22 protein-coding genes are annotated in these 21,074 nt (G+C 72.2%); 16 read left to right on the plus strand and 6 right to left on the minus strand.

The window, feature by feature from the left end:
* The 3 genes from HUW36_RS04585 to HUW36_RS04595 all read left to right on the plus strand — a co-directional run.
* Nucleotides 1-1,491 (plus strand): DUF5941 domain-containing protein (locus HUW36_RS04585; protein ID WP_174526955.1); only part of this gene is annotated, 1,491 nt, incomplete at its 5' end.
* A 16-nt stretch (nucleotides 1,492-1,507) separates the two neighbouring features.
* Nucleotides 1,508-3,700, plus strand: coding sequence for a bifunctional glycosyltransferase/CDP-glycerol:glycerophosphate glycerophosphotransferase (locus HUW36_RS04590; protein WP_174526956.1), 2,193 nt, complete (start codon nucleotides 1,508-1,510; stop codon nucleotides 3,698-3,700).
* A 154-nt stretch (nucleotides 3,701-3,854) separates the two neighbouring features.
* The gene (locus tag HUW36_RS04595) at nucleotides 3,855-5,174 is read left to right on the plus strand and encodes an ABC transporter ATP-binding protein (RefSeq protein WP_174526957.1); all 1,320 of its coding nucleotides are present in this window, start codon (nucleotides 3,855-3,857) and stop codon (nucleotides 5,172-5,174) included.
* Nucleotides 5,175-5,226: 52 nt separating this feature from the next.
* Here HUW36_RS04595 and HUW36_RS04600 read toward each other — a convergent pair whose 3' ends face one another.
* On the minus strand, nucleotides 5,227-5,763 hold the full coding sequence (locus HUW36_RS04600) for a TetR/AcrR family transcriptional regulator (protein ID WP_174526958.1): 537 nt from the start codon (nucleotides 5,761-5,763) through the stop codon (nucleotides 5,227-5,229).
* A 65-nt stretch (nucleotides 5,764-5,828) separates the two neighbouring features.
* On the opposite strand from HUW36_RS04600, the gene HUW36_RS04605 reads away from it, so the two are divergent.
* On the plus strand, nucleotides 5,829-6,236 hold the full coding sequence (locus tag HUW36_RS04605) for a nuclear transport factor 2 family protein (protein ID WP_174526959.1): 408 nt from the start codon (nucleotides 5,829-5,831) through the stop codon (nucleotides 6,234-6,236).
* 6 nt (nucleotides 6,237-6,242) lie between these two features.
* Here HUW36_RS04605 and HUW36_RS04610 read toward each other — a convergent pair whose 3' ends face one another.
* Nucleotides 6,243-6,584 (minus strand): hypothetical protein, encoded by a 342-nt coding sequence (locus HUW36_RS04610; RefSeq protein ID WP_174526960.1) that lies wholly within the window; start codon nucleotides 6,582-6,584, stop codon nucleotides 6,243-6,245.
* 155 nt (nucleotides 6,585-6,739) lie between these two features.
* Between HUW36_RS04610 and HUW36_RS04615 the strand changes: the two genes are divergently transcribed.
* Both HUW36_RS04615 and HUW36_RS04620 read left to right on the plus strand, forming a co-directional pair.
* Entirely contained in the window at nucleotides 6,740-7,540 is an 801-nt protein-coding gene (locus HUW36_RS04615; protein ID WP_174526961.1) for a helix-turn-helix domain-containing protein, read from the plus strand.
* Nucleotides 7,531-7,719 (plus strand): DUF397 domain-containing protein, encoded by a 189-nt coding sequence (locus tag HUW36_RS04620; RefSeq protein ID WP_174526962.1) that lies wholly within the window; start codon nucleotides 7,531-7,533, stop codon nucleotides 7,717-7,719. Before HUW36_RS04615 ends, HUW36_RS04620 begins: the two co-directional genes overlap by 10 nt.
* 15 nt (nucleotides 7,720-7,734) lie before the next feature.
* On the opposite strand, the gene HUW36_RS04625 is transcribed toward HUW36_RS04620, so the two are convergent.
* The 3 genes from HUW36_RS04625 to HUW36_RS04635 are packed head-to-tail and all read right to left on the minus strand — an operon-like array spanning nucleotide 7,735 to nucleotide 9,202.
* Nucleotides 7,735-8,064: a hypothetical protein gene (locus HUW36_RS04625; protein WP_174526963.1), complete on the minus strand. Its 330-nt coding sequence runs from the start codon at nucleotides 8,062-8,064 to the stop codon at nucleotides 7,735-7,737.
* A 60-nt stretch (nucleotides 8,065-8,124) separates the two neighbouring features.
* Nucleotides 8,125-8,508 carry a YybH family protein gene (locus HUW36_RS04630; RefSeq protein ID WP_174526964.1) on the minus strand — a complete coding sequence of 128 codons (384 nt, stop codon included), beginning with the start codon at nucleotides 8,506-8,508 and terminating at the stop codon, nucleotides 8,125-8,127.
* Nucleotides 8,509-8,521: 13 nt separating this feature from the next.
* Nucleotides 8,522-9,202, minus strand: coding sequence for a nucleoside/nucleotide kinase family protein (locus tag HUW36_RS04635; RefSeq protein WP_174526965.1), 681 nt, complete (start codon nucleotides 9,200-9,202; stop codon nucleotides 8,522-8,524).
* Nucleotides 9,203-9,406: 204 nt separating this feature from the next.
* Between HUW36_RS04635 and HUW36_RS04640 the strand changes: the two genes are divergently transcribed.
* The 4 genes from HUW36_RS04640 (at nucleotide 9,407) to HUW36_RS35085 (ending at nucleotide 14,282) form a co-directional block, all read left to right on the plus strand.
* Nucleotides 9,407-9,997, plus strand: coding sequence for a hypothetical protein (locus HUW36_RS04640; protein WP_174526966.1), 591 nt, complete (start codon nucleotides 9,407-9,409; stop codon nucleotides 9,995-9,997).
* Between the two features lie 255 nt (nucleotides 9,998-10,252).
* A complete protein-coding gene (locus tag HUW36_RS04645) occupies nucleotides 10,253-11,518 on the plus strand; it encodes a hypothetical protein (RefSeq protein ID WP_174526967.1) in 1,266 nt (421 codons plus the stop codon).
* A gap of 138 nt (nucleotides 11,519-11,656) precedes the next feature.
* Nucleotides 11,657-14,047: a tetratricopeptide repeat protein gene (locus HUW36_RS04650; RefSeq protein ID WP_174526968.1), complete on the plus strand. Its 2,391-nt coding sequence runs from the start codon at nucleotides 11,657-11,659 to the stop codon at nucleotides 14,045-14,047.
* Nucleotides 14,007-14,282 carry a tetratricopeptide repeat protein gene (locus HUW36_RS35085; protein ID WP_425487216.1) on the plus strand — a complete coding sequence of 92 codons (276 nt, stop codon included), beginning with the start codon at nucleotides 14,007-14,009 and terminating at the stop codon, nucleotides 14,280-14,282. Before HUW36_RS04650 ends, HUW36_RS35085 begins: the two co-directional genes overlap by 41 nt.
* 58 nt (nucleotides 14,283-14,340) lie before the next feature.
* Here the strand turns inward: HUW36_RS35085 and HUW36_RS04660 are convergent, their stop codons facing one another.
* Nucleotides 14,341-14,865, minus strand: a complete 525-nt coding sequence (locus tag HUW36_RS04660) for a hypothetical protein (RefSeq protein WP_174526969.1) — start codon at nucleotides 14,863-14,865, stop codon at nucleotides 14,341-14,343.
* Between the two features lie 109 nt (nucleotides 14,866-14,974).
* Here HUW36_RS04660 and HUW36_RS04665 point away from each other — a divergent pair, with 109 nt between their 5' ends.
* From HUW36_RS04665 to HUW36_RS04690, 6 genes are read left to right on the plus strand one after another with little or no spacing between them, the layout of a single operon-like run.
* Nucleotides 14,975-15,379: a GntR family transcriptional regulator gene (locus HUW36_RS04665; protein WP_174526970.1), complete on the plus strand. Its 405-nt coding sequence runs from the start codon at nucleotides 14,975-14,977 to the stop codon at nucleotides 15,377-15,379.
* A complete protein-coding gene (locus tag HUW36_RS04670) occupies nucleotides 15,376-16,284 on the plus strand; it encodes an ABC transporter ATP-binding protein (RefSeq protein ID WP_174526971.1) in 909 nt (302 codons plus the stop codon). Before HUW36_RS04665 ends, HUW36_RS04670 begins: the two co-directional genes overlap by 4 nt.
* Nucleotides 16,281-17,345 (plus strand): ABC transporter permease, encoded by a 1,065-nt coding sequence (locus tag HUW36_RS04675; RefSeq protein WP_174526972.1) that lies wholly within the window; start codon nucleotides 16,281-16,283, stop codon nucleotides 17,343-17,345. Before HUW36_RS04670 ends, HUW36_RS04675 begins: the two co-directional genes overlap by 4 nt.
* A 58-nt stretch (nucleotides 17,346-17,403) precedes the next feature.
* Entirely contained in the window at nucleotides 17,404-17,871 is a 468-nt protein-coding gene (locus HUW36_RS04680; RefSeq protein WP_174526973.1) for a DUF4442 domain-containing protein, read from the plus strand.
* Between the two features lie 48 nt (nucleotides 17,872-17,919).
* Nucleotides 17,920-18,672, plus strand: a complete 753-nt coding sequence (locus HUW36_RS04685; RefSeq protein ID WP_174526974.1) for an HAD family hydrolase — start codon at nucleotides 17,920-17,922, stop codon at nucleotides 18,670-18,672.
* Entirely contained in the window at nucleotides 18,669-21,041 is a 2,373-nt protein-coding gene (locus HUW36_RS04690) for a glycoside hydrolase family 65 protein (RefSeq protein ID WP_174526975.1), read from the plus strand. Before HUW36_RS04685 ends, HUW36_RS04690 begins: the two co-directional genes overlap by 4 nt.
* The last annotated feature ends 33 nt before the right edge of the window (nucleotides 21,042-21,074 follow it).

Raw genomic sequence — 21,074 nt, forward strand, 5'->3', positions numbered from 1 at the left:
CCGCTCGCCGACCTGGACCGGCTCGTGGCGGACCTCGCCGCCGGGGGCACCCTGATCTTCGCCCACCGGGTACGCCTGCTCGTGGCGCACCGGGCCGGCGACGAGGCGCAGCGGCGGGCCGCCGAGGCGCAGGTGGCGGCGGTGGACGAGGACCGGGCCGAGTTGACGCTGTCGGTGAAGGAGCGGGACGACTTCTTCACCACGTTCTTCGTCAGCACCTGGTCGCCGTACGTGACGAAGGCGGCTGCCCGGATCGGGATCGGCCCGACCGGCGTCACCATGGTGTCGGTGGCGTTCGCGGTGGCGGCGGCGGTGCTGTTCGGCGTCGGTGGCCGGCCCGCGTTGGTGGCCGGCGCGGTCCTGCTCTACCTGGGCTTCGTGCTCGACTGCGTGGACGGGCAGTTGGCCCGTTACACCCGGCACTTCAGCGCCTGGGGCGGCTGGCTGGACACGATGGCCGACCGGTTCAAGGAGTACGTGGTCTACGCCGGCCTCGGGTACGGGGCCACCCACGCCGGGTTCCGGTACGGGTGGGCGCTGGCGCTGGCCGCGATGACGTTGCAGACCGTGCGGCACATGACCGACACCTGGTACGGCGCGCTGCACGACGAGGCGGCGCGCCGGCCGAAGGTGGTGACCGGGGACGCGGGCGGCATCGGCGGGAAGCTGAACGCGGCGTCGACGCGGGTGCAGGCGGACACCGGCTCGGTCTCGTACTGGCTGAAGCGGACCGTGGTGTTCCCGATCGGCGAGCGGTGGGCGTTGATCGCGCTGGCCGCCGCACTGTTCGGGCCGCTGGTGGCGCTCTGCGCGGTGCTGGTCTGGGGCACGCTGGCGTTCGCGTACACCGGGGCGTTGCGGACGTTGCGGGCGCGCTGGATGCGGGTGCCGGTGCTGACCACCGTCGACACCGGCCTGCACCGGGACGACGGCCTGCTGACCCGGGGGATGCCGACGGGCCGGCGGCCGCTGGGCTCGGCGCTGGTGGCCGCGCTCGGCGCGGCGGCGCTGCTGGCCTGGGCGCTGTGGGCGGTGCACGACGGGGACGGGCCGCCGAGCTGGGCGGTGATCGTCGCGCTGGTGCTGCTGCTGGGGGCGGCGCAGGGGGCGCGGGCACCGCACGCGGGGGCGTTGGACTGGCTGGTGCCGGCCGCGCTGCGGGCCGCCGAGTACCTCTTCGCCATCGCGGTCGGGGTGGCCGGGCGCGCGCCGGCCTGGTTGATCTTCGGGTACGTCCTGGTGCTCACGCTGCACCACTACGACCTGACCGCCCGGCTGGAGAAGCGACAGTCGGCGCCCCCGCTGCACGCCGCCACGCTGGGCTGGGAGGGTCGCTCGTTCCTGCTGGGAATCGCGCTGATAGCCGGAATTGTGAGTATCGCTCTGGCTACACTCGGTACGTACCTTCTTGTGGTTTTCGTCGCGAGTGTGGTCCTCGCCTGGGTGGTCCTGCCGGCCCGCGCCCGCGGGGGTGCCCCCTCGCCGGGCTGACGGAGGGCGGGCCGGGATGACGCTGATCAGCTTCGTCGTGCCGGCCTACAAGGTGCAGGGCTACCTGCGGGAGTGTCTCGACTCGATCCTCGACCAGCCGTTCGGCGACCTCGAGGTGATCGGCGTGGACGACGCGTCGCCGGACGGCAGCGGCGAGATCCTGGCCGAGTACGCCGCCCGCGACCCCCGGGTCCGCCCGGTCCGGTTGACCGAGAACGTCGGGCTCGGTCCGGCCCGCAACATCGGGCTGGACCGGGCCGTCGGCGAGTACGTGTGGTTCGTCGACGGGGACGACTGGCTGGTACCCGGCTGCCTGCCGCACGTCGCCGACCGGCTCCGCGACACCCGCCCGGACGTCCTGCTGGTGGACCACGTCCGGGCACACTGGAACGACGTCGGCACCCGCAGCGCCATGCGCGACGTCTTCCCGGAGCCGCCCGGCCCGACCACGTTCGCGCTGCGGGACCGGCCGGAGACGCTGCGGCTGCTGCACACCGCCTGGAACCGCCTGGTCCGTCGGGAGTTCCTGGTCGAACGCGGACTCCGCTTCGAACCGGGCTGGTACGAGGACGTCTCGTTCAGCTATCCCGCGCTGATGGCCGCCGACCGGATCGGCGTGCTGGACCGGGTCTGCCTGAACTACCGGCAGCGCCGCACCGGGGCGATCACCCGGACCCGGGGCGACCGGCACTTCGAGGTGTTCGCCCAGTGGCACCGGGTGTTCCGGCTGATGGACCGGTGGGGGCCGGCGGTGACCGGGCTGCGGCCGGCGATCTTCGAGCGGATGGTCTGGCACCACCTGACCGTGCTCGGCAACGGCGACCGGATCGCGCCCGAACTGCGGGCCCCGTTCTTCGCCCAGATGCACGCCGACTACGTCCGCTTCCTGCCGCCCGAGGGCTACCCGGCCCCGCCGGGCGTGGAAGGGCTCAAGCACCGCCTGGTGGCGGCCGGGCGGTGGCGGACGTTCAGCGCGTTGCGCGAGGCGCACCAGGCGGGGGAGACCGCCCGGCGGACGGCCCGGGTCGCCCGCCGGCGGGTGGCGCCGGTCCTCCGGCGTACGGCCCGACTGGCCCGGGACACCGCGATGCGCGAGTACTACCGGGCCGAGTTGCGCCGGCCGATCGACCCGACGCTGGCGGTCTACGCGGCCTACTGGTACCGCGGCTACTCGTGCAATCCCGCCGCGGTCTACGAGGCCGCGCGCCGGCTCGCGCCGCAGGTGCGCGGGGTGTGGATCGTCCGGCGGGACCGGGTGGCAGCGCTGCCGTCGGGGGTGGAGTACGTGGTCGCCGGGACCCGGGAGTACCACCGCGTGCTGGCCCGGGCGCACTGGCTGGTCAACAACGTCAACTTCCCCGACTTCGTCCGTAAGCGCCCCGGGTCGGTGCACGTGCAGACGCACCACGGCACGCCGGTGAAGGTGATGGGGCTGGACCAGCAGCGTTACCCCGTCGGTGCGATGGGGATGGACTTCGCCGGGCTGCTGCGCCGGGTGGACCGCTGGGACTACAGCGTCACCTCGAACAGCTTCTCCACCCAGATGTGGGAGCGGGCCTACCCCGCGGACTACACCACGCTGGAGGTCGGCTACCCGCGTAACGACCGGCTGGTCCGGGCGACGTCCGAGGACTGCCGCCGGGCCCGCGCCACGCTCGGCCTGGGACCCGAGGAGTACGTGGTGCTCTACGCGCCGACCCACCGCGAGCACCTGCCCGGTTGGCGCCCGCCGTTCGACCCGGACCGGATGCGCGACGCGCTCGGCCCGACCGGCCGACTGCTCATGCGCAGCCACTACTTCCACGACCGGGAGCGGCACCCGCGAGGACCCGCGGCGGGCGGGGTGCTGGACGTGAGCGCCCACGACCGGGTGGAGGACCTCTACCTGGCCGCCGACGTGCTGGTCACGGACTACTCGTCGGCGATGTTCGACTACGCCGTGCTGGACCGGCCGATCGTGGTCTACGCGCCGGACTGGGACGCCTATCGGGTCGCCCGAGGCGTCTACTTCGACCTTCTGGCCGAGCCGCCGGGCGCGGTGGCGGTGGACTTTCCGGGGCTGCTCGACGTGTTCCGTTTCGGTGCGGTCGACGACGATACGGCCCGGCGGGCGCGGACGGCGTTCCGGGACCGCTTCTGCGCGCTCGACGACGGGCACGCCGCCGAGCGGGTGGTGCGACGGGTGTTCCTCCACGATCCGGCGGGATGAGCGGTTACTGGTTGGTCACTTAACCGTGGGGTCCGGCGAATGGCGCTTAATAGGACTGTCACGAGACGAACATGGCACGTTTACCCGATGTGCGGATCCGATGATCCTGGTCACAGTCATTGCCGGGTTCGGGCGAGCGACTGGGGAGGTGACGGTGACCACCGTCGCGCTCAAGGATGTCACCAAGGTGTTCCAGGACGGAACGATCGCGGTCGACACCATCAATCTGGACGTCAACGACGGCGAGTTCATGGTGCTGCTCGGCCCGTCGGGCTGCGGCAAGTCCACCGTGCTGCGGATGGTGGCGGGGCTGGAGGATCCGACCTCCGGCGCGGTCATGCTCGGCGGCGAGGTGGCCAACGACCTGCCGCCGCGGGACCGGAAGATCGCCATGGTCTTCCAGGACTTCGCGCTCTATCCGCACATGACCGTCGGTGACAACATCGGCTTCCCGCTGCGGCTCTCCGGCGTCGAGCCCGGCCCGCGCGGCGAGCGGATCCAGGACGTCGCCGGCGCGCTGGGCATCGGCGACGTACTCGCGCGCAAGCCCAGCCAGCTCTCCGGCGGCCAGCGGCAGCGGGTCGCCATGGGCCGGGCGATAGTGCGCCGTCCCGGCCTCTTCCTGATGGACGAGCCGCTGTCCAACCTGGACAGCGGGCTTCGCGCCGAGCTGCGGGCGGAGATCTCCGGGCTCACCCGCGAGCTGGGCGTCACCACCATCTACGTCACCCACGACCAGGCCGAGGCGCTCACCATGGCCGACCGGGTCGCCATCATGCGCAAGGGCGTGCTCCAGGACGTGGGCACCCCCACCCAGGTCTACGGCCGGCCGGCCACGCTCTACGTCGCCGCGTTCCTCGGCAGCCCCCGGATGAACCTGCTGGAGGCGTCGGTCTACGTCCACCTCGACCGGTACGTCGCGCTGAACCTCGGCGAGCAGGCGCTCTACCTGCCCTGGGACGACATCCGCAGCCGGGCCGTGGCGCACTACCACGGCGAGCGCATCGTGGTCGGCATGCGGGCCGAGGCGCTCACCCCGGTCGCCCCGGACACCCCGGGCGACGTGCTGCACGGCCGGATCCGCTATCTGGAGCACCACGGCCACGAGTCGCTGGCCTTCCTCGACATCGGCGCCACCGCGATCGTGGTCGACGAGATGGGCACCCCGGTCGAGCGGGCCGCTCCCGGCCAGCGCAGCCTGCGCCGGTTCGGCCAGGTGATGCAGCGGCTGACCGGTCGGGCGGCGGAGCCGGCGGCCGACGCGCTCCCGGCACCCCACGGCGGTGGCGGGGGCAACCGCACCAGCGTGCTGCCCGACCCGGGCCGGCACCACCGCCGTCCGGCGGAGCTGGCGGTACGGCTCGCGCCGTATCCGCAGGTGTCGTCCGGGCACCCGCTCGCCGTGCAGGTGCGGATGGACGCGCTGCACTTCTTCGACGAGCGCGGCGACCGCATCGACGTCGGCTGGCGCTGAGATGTAAGGAGGGGCCCCCTATTAACGCATTCTGCATAGGAGGGGGCCCCTATTAACACCCCTTCAGGCCGGCGAAGACGACAGCAAGTGTGCGGGCTTGCAGGTGGTCGTCCCACCCGCCGTGCAGGGCACCCTGACACAGGCTGGCCAGCAGCGCCATCACCTCGGGCAGCCGTACCGAAGCGGTGATCACCCCGTCGTCCTGGGCCTGTGCCAGCAACCTCCCCACCGCGTCCCTGAGGTGTTCCACCGCGTCCGGGATGCGGACGTCGACCCCGGAGCCGGCGAGCAGGTCGACGGCGGCCTTCTTCGCCGCGGCCTGGGCCACCACGTGCCGGAAGAACGCGAAGAGATCGCGTTCGGTGGCCTCCTCGACGAGCTTCGCGAGCAACCTTTTCATGATCGCGGCAAGCAGGTCGTCCTTGGTGGGGAAGTGGCGGAAGACCGTGCCGATGGCGACGCCGGCCCGGCGGGCCACCTCCTCGGTGGAGGCCCGCGTGCCGAACTCGGCGAAGACCGCCTCGGCGGCGTCGAGGATGCGTGCCCGGTTGCGCTGCGCGTCGGCGCGGCGCGGCGGTCCATCTACCAAAGTGAGTCTCCACTCATTATTGTCGGAGGCAAGTCGAGTCGTCGCTCATTATTCAGGAGGCAAACATGACGCCCACCGAGATCTTCGACAGCATGCGGACCCGGTTGCTGGCCGACCTGCCCACCTACGAGGCGGACGTGCTCGCCGACGACGTGGTGGTCGAGACACCGTTCGCCGCGCCCGGCCAGCCGACGCGCACCGTTGGAAAGCAGCAGGTCCTCGACCGGACCCGGGCGGGTCGGGCGGCGTTCCCGGTCCGGTTCGACGACTGCCGCAACGTGGTCGTCCACCAGACCGCGGATCCCGACGTGATCGTGGTCGAATACGAACTGGTCGGCACGCACACGTCGACCGGCGTCACCACCTCGGCGCCGTTCATCGGGGTGCTGCGGACCCGGGACGGCAAACTCGCCCACTGGCGCGAATATCAGCACACCCTCGCCATCGCGCAGGCCATGCTGCCTCCACGCTGAGGGCTGTCATCCGCCGGGTGGTCCGATGATCGGGCGGCGGTGCGGGGCCCAGGCGACAAACCGGGTGAACATCTCCGTGGGTGACGGCGCGTCGTCGGGGTTGAGCCGGTAGAGGTCGCGCGTCGCCTCGTAGAGCAGCCCGCACAGGTAGATGGCCAGCCCGATCCGGTTGTCCTCGTACTCGTTCTTGAGCAGCAGCCGGGCCAGCGGGCACGGCCACGGCCGGCCGCAGGCCCGGCAGCACCACATCGGACGCAGCGGCGTGTGCGGGGTGGCGTGCAGGGGATACGGGCGGGGGCGGTCCGCCGCCGGCCCGTCCGGTGGCTGCCCGAGCTGATGGCTGATCACGGGCGCTCCTCTCGGTCGCGGGAACCGGACGACTTCGGCTCCACTGCGTGACAGTGTCGTCACCGCGTGACTAGGGTCGGAAGGCGTTCCGCCCCCACCTTCCCGGCCGTCCGACCGGCCGACGTCCGTGTGCAGCCGTGTGCAGAGGTGTGCAGATGATCCGTGTGCCGTTGTGGGAACTGTTCGCCGGTGAGCTGCGCCGGTTGCGCACCGAGGCCGGGCTGACGCAGGAGGCGTTGGGTGAGCGGGTGAGCTATTCGGCCTCGCTGGTGGCGGCCGTCGAGCAGTGCCGCCGCGCGCCGCGCGCCGAGTTCACCGAGCGCTGCGACGAGGTGCTGAACGGCGGCGGCCTGCTGCTCCGCATCCGGGACGCGCTGATGCAGGAGGCGCTGATGCCGTGGTTCCGCGAGTGGGTGAGCATCGAGCAGGAGGCGACGGCCCTGCGCAGCTTCCAACCGCTGGTCGTGCCCGGTCTGTTGCAGACCGAGGAGTACGCCCGCGCGCTGCACGAGGGCGCGAGTCCACTTGTCGGTGATGCCATGGAGCAGCAGGTGGCCGCGCGGATGGCCCGGCAGGCGGTGCTGGACCGTCCGGCACCGCCGCAGTTCGTGGCGGTGCTCGACCATTCGCTGCTCACTCGCGGTGTCGGCGGTCCGAAAGTGATGCGGGAGCAGTTGTCGCACCTGGTCGAGGTTGGTCGTCGGCCCCGGGTGCATCTGCATCTGGTGCCGGAGACGGTCGGTGCCTATCCGGGCCTCAACGGTGCCTTCGTGCTTGCCACCCCGGCGGACGGCGATGACGTGGGCTACCTGGACAACCAGTTGCACGGCACGATTGTCGAGCGACACGCGGACGTAAAATCACTGCGGCAGACGTGGGAGTCGGTTCGTGCGGAGGCGATGCCGCACGGGGCGACCCTGGCGGCGATCTCGGAGGCGGCGAAGCGATGGAGTTGACCGGCGCGACCTGGCGTAAGAGCAGCCGCAGCAGCGGCAACTCCGGCGACTGCGTCGAGGTGGCGGACAACCTGCCCGGTGTGGTGGGGGTCCGTGACAGCAAGGACCGGCAGGGGCCGGCGCTGACGTTCACGCCGGCGAGCTGGGCGGCGTTCGTCGCGCACACCAAGCGCTCCTGACGCGTCGGACGACCGTCAGCAGGAACTCAACCGGTCGATCGGAATCGTCATGCTCGCGCTCAGGACCATGGTGAGCACGGAGACCGCGAGCCACGGCCACGGGTTCGGGAAGTGGCTCCACCTGCCGCCCCAGGCGAGCGCGACGGACAGGGCCGCCGCCAGCAGCATCACCACGCTGAGCAGGAAGAGGACGATCCTCGCCTGTTGGAAGGAGTCGGCCGTGTCGTTCGGACACGGTGCGGTGGGCGCGAGGAACGGCAGGCAGCTGAGACAGCCGAGCAGGGTGAGCAGTCCCGACAGCACGGTGACCACCGTCGCTGCCGTCGTGGCCGCACGCGATCGCATGTCCCGGAGCGTAGGCATCGAAGGTCTCGCGGGTGACACGAGCGGGCAACGGTGCCGACCTCACCCGGCGTCGGTGCTCCGCTGTCCCGGCGGGAACGGCCACTCCTCGAACGACGTGCACCGACCGTCCTCGGCGAACCGCATGATCCAGAGATCGCGCCACTCCTGGTCGGCGGGGTCCCCGTAGCGCACCTGCACCCGCGCCACCCCGGTGTCGCCGTCGACGGCGACGACCTCCCCGGTCATCTCGAAGACCTCGTCGGGTCCCTCGCGCTCGCTCTCCCACATCCGGGCGATGGCGGGCAGGCCGACGACCGGGTCCTGGTACGGCCCCTGCCGGTAACTCGCGTCGGACGTGAAGATCGAGGCGAGCGCGGCCGTGCCCGGCGTCCGCCACGCCCGCTCGTACGCCGCGATCCAGCCGGCAACCTGCTTCCTGTCCATGGGTGCCAGCTTGTCATCCGAGTCGGGTCCGGGTCTGCCAGACCGGCTGCCGGGGGTCGTCGTTGTGCACGACGACATCGGCGTGTTCGGCCGGCCGGGCTGCGGAGAAGTAGAGCCGCTGGGCGGGGAGGTAACGCTCGCGCCAACGCCGTTCGACGTCGGCCCGGGACGACACGTGGCGCTCCCGGACCACCGCACGGTCCACGGTCCGGTCGAGCGCGGTCGTGACGAAGACGCGCAGCTCCCACCGGTCGACCAGTTCCGGCCGCAGGAGGAAGACGCCGTCGACGACCAGCACGGCGTCGGCGGGGGCGGTCGTGACCGGCGGGGCCAGCACGGTGTCCGTGCGGTGGTCGTAGACCGCGTGCCGGAAGCGTCGATCCCCACCCGGGCCGAGCGGATCGAGCAGAACCCGGCGCAGCGCCCCGTGGTCGTGGGTGTCGAGGTAGCAGCCCTCCGCCGAGTACTCGCCGCGCCGGTAGCGCAGCGCCCTGGGGAAGAGGAAGTCGTCGACGGTCGCCCGGACGACGGTCCGGCCCCGTGCGCGCAGGACGGCGGTCAGTTCGTCGGCGAGCGTGGTCTTGCCGGCGGCGGGCGGCCCGTCGACGGCGACCCGGACCGGGTGCGTCACGGCGACGGAGCCGACCGCGTCGGCCAGGCGGCCGAGTAGGTCACCACGGGTGCCTCGGTCCATGTCCCGCCCCGTCCCGGTCGTGCGAGAGTTGTCGTGCCGAGTCGACCCTATGCGCGCCGGCCGTCGGGCACCGGGGCGACAACTCGCTTGCTCGGACGACGACCGGGAGGTTGACTGCTCGTCATGCCGTCCCCCTCCCCGGTCTTCCTCATCGGACTCGGTGACCTGCGACTGCCGGCCATGGGACACGGGTGACCGGTCCTGATGCCGAACCTGGACTTTTACGCCGTCGCCGCCGACTGGCCCTCGGTTCTGGAGGCCATGTTCGACCTCGGCCTGTTCCGGGTACTCGAATTCGACTCGGAGCCGAACCATGAGCTGCGCGAATTCCGCGCCGTCGCGGACGTTCCCGAGGGCCCACGGGGGCGGCACCTGGCGTTGTTCGTCATCGGGTCCGGGCCGGAACCCGTGGCGAGGCGGATCGACCTGCTTCCGAGCGCACCTGGCGAGAAGACCATCCGGTACAACTGCGAAGGCTGGGGCCTCGTTCAACTTCTCTACGGCGGACCGGTCGGGACGCGGGAGCTGCGCTGGAGCCACACCAACCACAACACGGAGAAGCGTGCCGCCGCGTGGGCGACGGCATCGCCGCGACTCGGTGATCCCGCCGAGTGGAACTGGGCAGCGGTCACCAGTGCCTCCGGCCGGCTCAACCGGGCCATTCGCCGGATGGCCGTGCGCAAGATCGGTTCCCACCCCGTGCTGCCGCACGCCGCGCGGTTCATCGCCGACGCGGGCCTGCGCCACGAGTACGGCACGGGCATTCACCTGTCACCCGTCGCCCCGGCTCCCTGACTCCGCGCGACCCCTGTCCGGACGGTGTGGCTGCGACCCGAAAAGCGTTGCGACACCCGCAAAGGTGTCGCTTGCCGCGAACGGCGAGGTGGGGAAGTGCGGCGACTGTCAGTAGTCAGCTGGCCGCCCACCGAAGGGCCGATATACCGCTGAGTCATATTCATGCCCCAGCGGTATATCGCTCGGAACTGACCTGTCGCTGTGCCGCCGGGCCGCCGGGCCGCCCGGTGCGCGTCGGAAGGGGAGAATGGCCGGGTGGAGCAATCGGTGATCGACGCGGTGCGGGACGGCGACCTGGTGGCCGTCCGCCGGCACCTGTCGACGCTGCCCCGTTCCGCGCGGTGGGAGGACGACGGTCGTGCGGTCGCCGCCGAGGTGGTCCGCCGGGGCGGCCCGGGGCTCGCCCAACTGCTGTACGAGCACGGCGAGGTCGTACCCGCCGGCCCCTGGGGTGAGGTCGACCCGGTGGTCTGGGCGGCCGAGCACGGGGCGAGCGAGCTGGTTCGCCACCTGCTCGCCCGCTACCCGGCCCCGGAGGCCACCCTGCGGGGTGCGCTCGACGCGGCCCGGGCCTGGCTCGACGTCGACCCGGAGACCGAGCTGCGTCGCCGGTCGGGAGCGACGGACGACGAGGCCGTCACGGTGACCCGGGACCACGTCACGGCCGGTGAACACTCGCCCCGGGCCCGGCGGATCCGGCTGACCCGTGCCAACGGTCGGTGGGCGGAGGTCCTCGCCGGGCACCGGGCCGTCGTGACCGTCGTCGAGGAACGGCTGGGCCTGCCCGTGTCCCGTGACGACCTGCTGGCGCGGGCTCTGTGGTCGGCGGACCCGGAGTCGTGCGACTGGCAGACGTCGCGCCACGCCGTCATGACCCGGTTCCCCCCGGAGGAGACGTTCCGGTGGGCGGCCGGACGACTGGACGACCCGGAGGCAGCGGTGCGCCTCTTCACCGCCGAACTGCTGCACCTCTCCACGATCGACGGCGAGTCGCCCGACGCGCCGTACGCCGCCGATGCCCTGGCGGCGCTGCGGCGTCGGACGGCGGCCGAGACGGACACCGCGACGCTGTGCCACGTGCTGGGCGCCTACGCGGGTTTCCGCGAGATCGGCGCGGTCCTCGACGAGTTCCTTCCCTTCGTCCGGGACCCGCGTCCCGAGGTGCGCACCCGCGTGGCCGCGGACCTGCTCAACGGCGCCGGCGGGCCCGCCGACGACCCGCCGCCGCACGTCCTGGAGGCGATGCTGGGGCTCGCCCGGGACCCGGACCCGACGGTTCGCCGGGTGGCGACGGCCCATCTCGTCCACTCCGCTGTCGACGCGCCCGCACTGCGGGAACTGTTCGCCGGCCTGATGGCCGGCGACGACCGCGAGACCCGGGTGTACGGGGCGACCGGCCTGGCCCTGCGGGGTGACGCGCGGGCCCTCGCGGAGCTGCGCCGGATGGGCGACGAGGACGGGTACGAGTCGTTCGCCTGGTGGCAGTGGGACTCCGTGGAGCGGATGCTCGGGCGCCGCTAGGTCGGGTCACGCCGTGCGGCGTATCGCGGCATGCCGGCCGTCACATGTGTCGATAGCATTCGCCAGTCCCCCGAATAGCCGACCGGGAGGCCGGAGGAGGCTGATCCGATGGTGCCGCCGCGTCGGAGATGGCGTCGGATGCTGCTTGCCAGTGGGGTGGTCGTCGTGCTGGCCGGCGGGTACTGGCTGATGGAGAGCGTACGGGCGGAGGGCAGCCAGCAGGGTCGGAGTGGTGCTCTCATCGCCGTCATCGGTCTGGTCTCCGGGCTGGCCCAGGTGGTGATCGCCGGGTTGGCGTTCCGCTCGACCAGTTCGGCCCGCACCGTCTCGGTAGGGCTTGCGGGCACTGCCACCTCGGAGCGGCCGGGGATGACGTCGTTGACTGTGCCTGAGCTCGTCGCGGCGCATGTGCGAGGACGCGAGCGGCTGGTCGACGAGCTTGCTGCGCTGTACCGCTGGCGGGGCCGGCGCGAGCCACGAGTACGCGTGTTGTGCGGCATGGGCGGCGCCGGCAAGACGACGCTGGCTCAGCTGGTGGCGAGGCGCCTGGCGGGACACGGGGTGCAGGTCTGGTGGATTTCCGCTGCGACCGAGGCCGGGTTGCAGACCGGGATGCGACAGCTGACCGTCAGTCTCGGAGCCACCGACGGCGAGCTCCAGCGAGCCTGGTCCGGACTGGACAGTGCCCCGGACCTGCTGTGGCGGCTGCTGGCGAGGTACCCAGGACGGTGGCTGCTCGTCATCGACAATGCCGACGACACACGGCTGCTCTCCCCGGCGGACGAGCCGGTCGCAGCCGGACGAGGTTGGATCAGGCCGCCCACACGTCGCGGGTTACTGCTGGTCACCACTCGCGACGGCACCACCGGCACCTGGACGGCGATGCCTCGCCCCGATCTCCACGCTTCCGACCGGACCGCCTGGTGCCGACTGCATCTGATCGGGATGCTTGGCCCGGCCGACGGCGCTCGCATCCTGGTCGACTTCGCCGGCGAGCGGGCGGGGACCATGCGCGACGCCGAAGCGCTGGCACGACGGCTGGGAGGACTGCCGCTGGCCCTCGGGCTGGCGGGGCGTGCGCTGGCGGACGCCCAAGAAATGGGCCTTTCGGGCAGCGTGACCACCTTCGTCGATTACCAGGCCGCCCTGGAGACCGGCGACGTCTTGCTCAAGGCACCCGAGGGTCCGTTGACCGAGGCTCAGGCGCGCAGGTTGGTGAGCCGCACGTGGGAGCTGTCGCTGGCTCTGCTCGACGGGCGAGACATGCCCGAAGCCCGCACGTTGCTCAGGCTGTTGGCCACGTTCGCCGATGCGCCCATCCCCACGCTGCTGCTGGATTCGAGAACGATGGCCACCTCGCCGCTGTTTGCCGGGTTGGATCCGAACGGCCTGGAGGGCTTGCTGAGGGCCTTGACCGGCCTCGGGCTCGTCGCTCTTGACGAGAGCACGGTGGCCGGCCGATCTGCTGGGCGGGTGGTGCTCCTGCACCCCCTCATCCGCGATACGAGCAACCATCACCTGCACCTCGGCGGCCAATCGCAGGCGTACCTGAGCCTGGCCGTCACGCTGCTGGCCGGACTTGCCGACGGCGACCCGGACGATTCCCGGCTGTGGCCGCGTTGGCGTGCCGTGACTCCCCACGCGGTCCACCTGCTCACCGAGGCCGCGCGTGCGCCTGACGCGGGCATCGACCTGCTCACCGCCGCCATCGACATCGTGGAGCGCACCTGTCACTACCTGGCGGCGGTTGGTCTGTACGCCGCCGCCCGCGACCAGCTCGCCGTCCTGCTTCCCGTGTGCGAGCGGGTCCGGGGAGATGAGCACCCGGCCGCCTTGGCCGCCCGGCATCAACTCGCCCAGTGGACCGGAAGGGCGGGCGACGCCGCATCCGCGTGTGATCATCTCGCCGCGCTGCTACCGATCCGCGAGCGAGTCCTCGGCGCTCGGCACGTGGACACCCTGGCCGTCCGGCACGACCTCGCTCGCTGGACCGGAGAGATGGGGCACGCCGCGGCAGCCCGCGACGACCTCGCCGCGCTGTTGCCCGTTCGCGCGGAGGTTCTCGGAGTGGGTCATCCCGACACGTTGGCGACCCGACACGCGCTCGCGCACTGGACCGGTTGGGCAGGAGACGCCACGGCGGCCCGTGATCAGCTCGCGGTGCTGATACCCGTCCAACGGCAGGCCCTGGGCGGCGAACACCCCGACACGTTGACCACCCGGCAGAGCCTTGCCGGTTGGACCGGTTGGTCGGGCGACGCCGCAGCCGCCCGTGACGAGCTCGCCGCGCTGCTGCCGGTTCGCGAGCGGGCCTTGGGCGCCGACCATCCAGACACCCTGACCACCCGGCATGAACTTGCGCGTTTGGACCGGATACGCGGGGAACGAGGTGGCAGCGCGCGATCAGCTCGCCGCGCTGCTTCCCGTCCGGGAACGGATCCAGGGTGCCGAGCACCCCGAGACCCTGTCCACCCGCCATGGGCTCGCTCTGTGGACCGGGAAGTCGGGCGGTGCCGCGGCGGCTCGTGACCAGTTCGCCGCGCTGTTGCCCGTTCGGGAACGCGTCCTGGGGGTGGAGCACCCGGACACCCTGGGTACCCGGCATGAACTCGCCCTCTGGACCGGTATGGCAGGCGGTGCCGCGGCAGCTCGTGACCAGTTCGCCACGCTGTTGCCCGTTCGGGAACGCGTCCTGGGGGTGGAGCACCCGGACACCCTGGACACCCGGCACGAACTCGCCTGCTGGGCGCGACGCGCAGACTGATCTTGATCGCGGGCACGTGTGCCCAGCTGGTCGAGTGGTCGTGATGCGCTGGGTCGGGTCACGCCCGGCGGCGTAGTTCCCGCAGTACGCCGTGCCGGCGCAGCGCCCACGCCAGCCGCCGTGCGCTCGGGTGCCGGACGAACAGCACGGCCGCCCGGCGGATCAGGCCGAACCGGTTGTCGCTCATCTGGTCGTCGACCGCCCGCCAGATCAGCTCGCGTACGTCGGCGCTGTCCAGCACGGCCCGCACCTCCCGCCGTACCGCGGGGTCTTCCGCCGCCGACGTGACGGCGGTGACCCGGCCCGGCCGGTCGGCGATCGGCTCCACCGCCGCGGCGACCAGCGGCCGGCGTACGGTGTCCCGCTCCAGCAGCAGCAACACCGCCTCCCGGACCTCGGTGGTGTCCAGGCCGGACCGCAGCAGACGCAGCAGGCTCCGCTCGACCTCGCGGTCGCGGTCCGGGAGCGACAGCGCGGCCAGCAGCACGGTCACCTCGTCGAGGTCGACGAGGTGACGCAGGCCGTCGCGGAACTCCGGCAGCGCCCAGGCCACCGTCAGTCCACGCGCGAGGTCGCGGTTCATGGGCCTCTCGCTACCCGGCTCCAGCGGTCGCCGAAACGCGTGACGGCGTTGCCATGTCGCTTAACTGGTGTTCTACTAGACCATAACAATCTGACGGAGGGTCACCAGGGTGATCAACTTTCATGTCGACCGGTCCAGCAGCGTCCCCGCGTACGCCCAGCTGGTCCGGCAGGTCCGCGAGGCGCTGCGGGTCGGGACGTTGCGCCCCGGGGACCAGCTCCCCACCGTGCGCAGCGTGGTGACCTCGTGCACGGTCAACCCGACCACCGTGCTCAAGGCCTACCGGGAGCTGGAGCTGTCCGGACTGGTGGAGGCGCGGCAGGGGGCGGGCACGTTCGTCAGCGGGACGCTCGGCCACGCCGATCCGCACGCCATGGCCCGCCTGCGCGGCAGCCTGGCCCGGTGGCTCGGCCAGGCCCGCGAGGCCGGCCTGGAGGACGAGGACATCCAGGCGCTGCTGGCCTCGGTGATCGTGGAGAACGCGGCGCCCCGGAACCGGGAGGGAGCGGCGTGAGCGGCCCGCCGGTCGCCGTCGAGGCCCGCGACCTGGGCCGGCGCTACGGCACGGTGTGGGCGCTGCGGGAGTGCGACTTCGTGCTGCCCACGAGCCGGATCGTCGCGCTCGTCGGCGCGAACGGCGCGGGCAAGTCGACGTTGCTGAGCATCATCGCCGGCACGTTGTCGGCCACCAGCGGCACGCTGCTCGTGCACGGCCGGCCGGTGGGGCGCGGCAGGTCCACCGACGGCGGGAGCAGGGTCGCGATCCTGGCCCAGGACAAACCGCTCTACCGCGACTTCACCGTGTCGGACATGCTCCGCTTCGGTCGGTCGACGAACCGCGTGTGGGACCAGCGGCGGGCGCTGTCGTGGCTGAGGCGCTTCGACGTCCCCCTGGACCGCCGCTGCGGCAAGCTGTCCGGCGGGCAGCGGGCACAGGTCGCGTTGGCGGTCGCGCTGGGCTCCCGCCCGGAGGTGCTGCTGCTGGACGAACCCCTCGCCAACCTGGACCCGGTGGCCCGCACGGAGGTGACCGGCGAACTGATGGCGGAGGCCGCCGACGACGACATGACCGTCGTGCTGTCGACCCACATCATCGCCGAGCTGAGCGGCGTCGGTGACCACCTGCTGCTGCTCGACGCGGGTCGCCCCGTCCTCACCGGCGACGTCGAGGACCTGCTCGACGGCCACGTCCGGATGACCGGACCCCGCGCCGACCAGCCACCCGGCCCGGGGGTGATCGTCCAGGCGCAGCACACCGAACGCCAGTCCACCTTCGTCCTGCGCCGGCCCGCGGCACCGACGGCGCACGCCGTGGTGGCGCCCGGCTGGACCGCGCAGCCCGTCGCGTTGGACGAGCTGATCCTGACCTACCTCCGGGCGTCGGCCCGGGCGCCCCACGAGCGGGAGGCAGCCGCATGAGCCAGATGACCCGGGCGTCCGCCGCCACGGACCGCCAGGACGACCCCGGGTACGGCGGGGGCGTGCGCGGTCTGCTCTGGCTGACCTGGCGTCAGCACCGCTGGACCCTGATCGGCACGCTGGTCCTGGCCGCGGTCCTGGTGGGTTGGATGACCTACCTGGCGGTGGAGCTGACGAGCCTGTGGCACCAGTGCCACGAGACGTTCTGTCCGGAGGACTCGCCGCAGGGCCGACGGCTCGGCGGCTCGTCCAGCCTGGTCCTGACCCTGACCGTCCTGTCGCAGGTGGTGCAGTGGATGCCGCTGCTGATCGGCGTGTTCGTCGGCGTTCCGGTGCTTACCAGGGAGCACGAGCAGCGCACCCTGCTGTTGGCCTGGAGCCAGGACGTCTCCCCGCAGCGGTGGCTGTGGACCAGGCTGACCCTGCTCGGCCTGTTCGTGGCGGCGGTGACCACGGCCGTCGCCGGCGTCAGCGACCGCCTGGAGCGGCTCCAGTCCCTGGTCGCCCCGGTGACCCTGTTCGACTACGGGCCGTTCCTCAACACCGCGATGCTGCCGGCCGTGATCAGCCTCTGCTGGTTCGCGGTGGGCGTCGCGCTCGGCGCCGCGATCAAGCGCACGCTCCCCGCCGTGTTCGCCGTGGCCGCGGGCTTCGTCGGCCTGACCTACCTGGTCAGGTGGCGCTACCCCACGCTGAGGGAGCCGTTGACCGCGCACCGGCCCATCGGCGGGCCGAACCTCGACGTGCTGCGCGACAACGCCCTGGTCGTCAAGGGTGGGATGATCAACTACGGACTGGACGGGCCGTCCGGCGCGTTCGACCCCTCCGGGCGTGAGCTGAGCGGCGTCGAGCTGCAACAGCTCTGCCCGCCCGACAACGGCACCGGCCGGACGTTCGCCTGTTTCGCCGAGCACCATCTCCAGCAGCACCTGCAATACCAGCCGGGCAGCCGGATCCCCGAGTTCCACCTGATCGTCGCGGGCGGCTACCTGGCCCTGGCCGCGCTGGCGCTGGTCACGCTCTGGTGGATCGTCCGCCGCACCGACCTCAGCGCGGGTTGACCACACGGGCGGGGGGCGTGGGCTTGCCCGGCTAGTTACTGGCGAGTAGCGTTCGGGCATGTCCATCGACTCTCGCCAGGTGGCGGCCGGTCTCCTCGAAGCCGTGCCGTTCGCCCGCACGCTCGGAATCGAGATCGTCGAGGTGGCGCCCGAGGCCGAAGGGGGAGTCCGGGCCGTGGTCCGCCTCCCCGACGACCCGGCGCACCACAACCACGTCGGCGGGCCGCACGCCGGCGCCATGTTCACGCTGGGGGAGACCGCCTCCGGCGCGGTGGTCCTGGCCGCCTTCGGGCAGGTGCTCGACCGGGCCGTACCGCTGGCCGTGACCGCGACCATCCGCTACCTCAAGGTGGCGATGGGGCCGGTGCGGGCCACCGCGCGGCTCGGCCGTCCGCCCGCCGACGTGCTGGCCGAGCTGGACGCGGGGACGCGGCCCGAGTTCCCGGTCGAGGTGGAGATCGCCACCGAGGACGGCACCGTCACCTCCGCGCTCACCGTCACCTGGACCCTGCGCCCCCACCGCTGAGCCGGTGAATCGGGTTTGCCCGGCCGACGGCCTGGATAGATTCAGACAATGCTGGGCCTACCCGCGCACGTGACCGCGTGTCTCTTCGATCTGGACGGTGTGCTGACGCAGACCGCCAAGGTGCACAACGCCGCCTGGGCCGAGACGTTCGACGCGTTCCTGCGCCGCCGGTCGGCCGAGACCGGCGAGCCGTTCCGCCCGTTCGACAGCGGACCGGACTACAACCGGTACGTGGACGGCAGACCACGCGCCGACGGGGTGCGGTCGTTCCTGGCCTCGCGCGGCATCACGCTGCCCGAGGGCACGCCGGACGACCCGCCCGAGGCGGACACCGTCAACGGCATCGGCAACCGTAAGAACGTCGTGCTGCTCCAACGGATCGCGCACGACGGGGTCGAGGTCTACGACGGCTCGGTGCGCTACCTGGAGGCGGCGACCCGGGCCGGGCTGCGCCGGGCGGTCGTCTCGGCCAGCGCCAACTGCGAGGCCGTGGTGCACGCCGCCGGCCTGGACCGCTGGCTGGAGGCCCGGGTGGACGGGGTGGTCGCCCGCGAACGCGGGCTGCGGGGCAAGCCGCACCCGGACACGTTCCTGGAAGGCGCCCGGATGCTCGGCGTCGAACCGGCGAACGCCGCCGTCTTCGAGGACGCGCTCGCCGGCGTGGCCGCCGGGAAGGCAGGCGGCTTCGGGTACGTCATCGGCGTCGACCGGGTCGGCCAGGCCGACGAGCTGCGCGCGCACGGCGCCGACGTGGTGGTCACCGACCTCGCCGACCTGCTCGCCACGGAGCCGGCCGCGTGATCCGGGAACGGGCGTATCCGGTCGAGCCCTGGCACGTGCGCGAGGTGCGCCTCGACATGGACGTGCTGGCCCAGTCCGAGTCGGTCTTCGCGCTCTCCAACGGCCACATCGGGCTGCGCGGCAACCTCGACGAGGGTGAGCCGCACGGCCTGCCCGGCACCTACCTGAACTCCTTCTACGAGCTGCGCCCGCTGCCGTACGCGGAGGCCGGCTTCGGCTTCCCCGAGTCGGGTCAGACCATCGTCAACGTCACCAACGGCAAGCTGATCCGGCTGCTCGTCGACGACGAGCCGCTCGACGTCCGCTACGGCGAGCTGCTCGACCACGAGCGCGTCCTCGACCTGCGCGCCGGCACGCTCCAGCGGGAGGTGCACTGGCGCTCACCGGCCGGCCGCGAGGTCAAGGTACGCAGCACCCGGCTGGTGTCGTTCACCCAGCGCTCGGTCGCCGCGATCGACTACGAGGTGGAGGCGGTCGACGGGCCGCTACGCCTGATCCTCCAGTCCGAGCTGGTGGCGAACGAGTCGCTGCCGCCGCAGAGCCGCGACCCGCGGGTCGCCGCCGTGCTGGAGTCACCGTTGCAGGCCGAGGAGGAGCTGACCACCGACGACGGCGGGCTGCTCATCCACCGCACCAAGGTCAGCGGCCTGCGGGTGGCCGCCGCCATGGGCCACGACGTGACCGGCCCGGAACGCACCACCATCGAATCGGAGGGATACCAGGACTGGGTCCGCACCACCATCGGCTGCGTGCTCAAGCCCGGACAGAAGCTGCGCGTGGTCAAGTACCTGACGTACGGCTGGTCCAGCCGGCGGTCGCTGCCGGCGCTGCGCGACCAGGTCGGCGCCGCACTCGCCGCGGCCCGGCTCGACGGCTGGGACGGGCTGCGCCGGGCGCAGCGGGAATACCTGGACACGTTCTGGGACGCGGCCGACGTGCGGGTGGAGGGCGACCCGGAGGTCCAGCAGGCCGTCCGGTTCGGGCTGTTCCACGTGCTCCAGGCCGGCGCCCGCGCGGAACGGCGGCCGATCTCCGCCAAGGGCCTCACCGGCCCCGGGTACGACGGGCACGCGTTCTGGGACACCGAGATGTTCGTGCTGCCGGTGCTCACGTACACCCAGCCGGGCGCGGTGCGGGACGCGTTGCAGTGGCGCTACGCCACCCTCGCCCAGGCACAGGAGCGGGCCCGCACGCTCAACCTCGACGGCGCCGCCTTCCCGTGGCGCACCATCGAGGGACCGGAGTCGTCCGCGTACTGGCCGGCCGGGACCGCCGCGTTCCACATCGCCGCCGACGTCGCCGACGCGCTGCGCCGCTACGTGCTGGTCACCGGCGACGAGGCGCTGGAACGGGAGATCGGGCTGGAACTGCTGGTGGAGACCGCCCGGCTGTGGCGGTCGCTCGGCCACCACGACCGGGCCGGCCGGTTCCACATCGACGGGGTGACCGGCCCGGACGAGTACACCGCGGTGAAGAACGACAACGTCTACACCAACCTGATGGCCCAGCGGAACCTGCTCACCGCCGCCGACTGCGCGATGCGCTACCGGGACCAGGCGCTCGACCTCGGCGTCACCGAGGAGGAGGCCGCCGCCTGGCGGGACGCCGCCAACGACATGCACGTCCCGTACGACCCGGACATCGACGTGCACGAGCAGGTGGAGGGCTTCACCCGGTTGCAGGAGTGGGACTTCGAGCACACGCCGCCGGAGAAGTACCCGCTGCTGCTGCACTACCCGTACTTCGACCTGTACCGCAAGCAGGTGGTCAAGCAGGCCGACCTGGTGCTGGCCATGCACTGGCGGGGGGACGCGTTCAGCCCCGCCGAGAAACTGCGCAACTTCACCTACTACGAGCGGCGCACCGTCCGCGACTCGTCGCTGAGCGCCTGCACCCAGGCGGTGCTGGCGGCCGAGGTCGGCTTCCCCGAGCTGGCTCACCGCTACCTGCGCGAGGCCGCGCTGATGGACCTGCACGACCTCAACGAGAACACCCGCGACGGCGTGCACATGGCGTCCCTGGCCGGCGCCTGGATCGCGCTCGTCGCCGGCTTCGGCGGGCTGCGCGACCACGACGGGACGCTCTCCTTCACACCGCGGCTCTCCAGCCGGCTCAGCCGCCTGGAGTTCTCGCTCCAGTGGCGGTCCATGCGGCTACGGGTCGACGTCCGGCCGCACCAGACCACGTACTCGCTGCGCAACGGCGGCCCCGACACGGTGCTGGACCTGCTGCACCACGGCGAGCCGCTACGGGTCACCTGCGCCCGGCCGGTCACCGTGCCGGTGCCGCCGGCCCACCCGTCCGGTTCGCAGCCGGAGCAGCCGTCGGGCCGGGCGCCGCTGATGCACCTGCCGGAACACGTGGGCTGAGCGGCCCCGTCCGGACGGGCGGGACCGCTCGGC

Source organism: Micromonospora maritima, assembly GCF_902825405.1.
Taxonomy (GTDB): domain Bacteria; phylum Actinomycetota; class Actinomycetes; order Mycobacteriales; family Micromonosporaceae; genus Micromonospora; species Micromonospora maritima.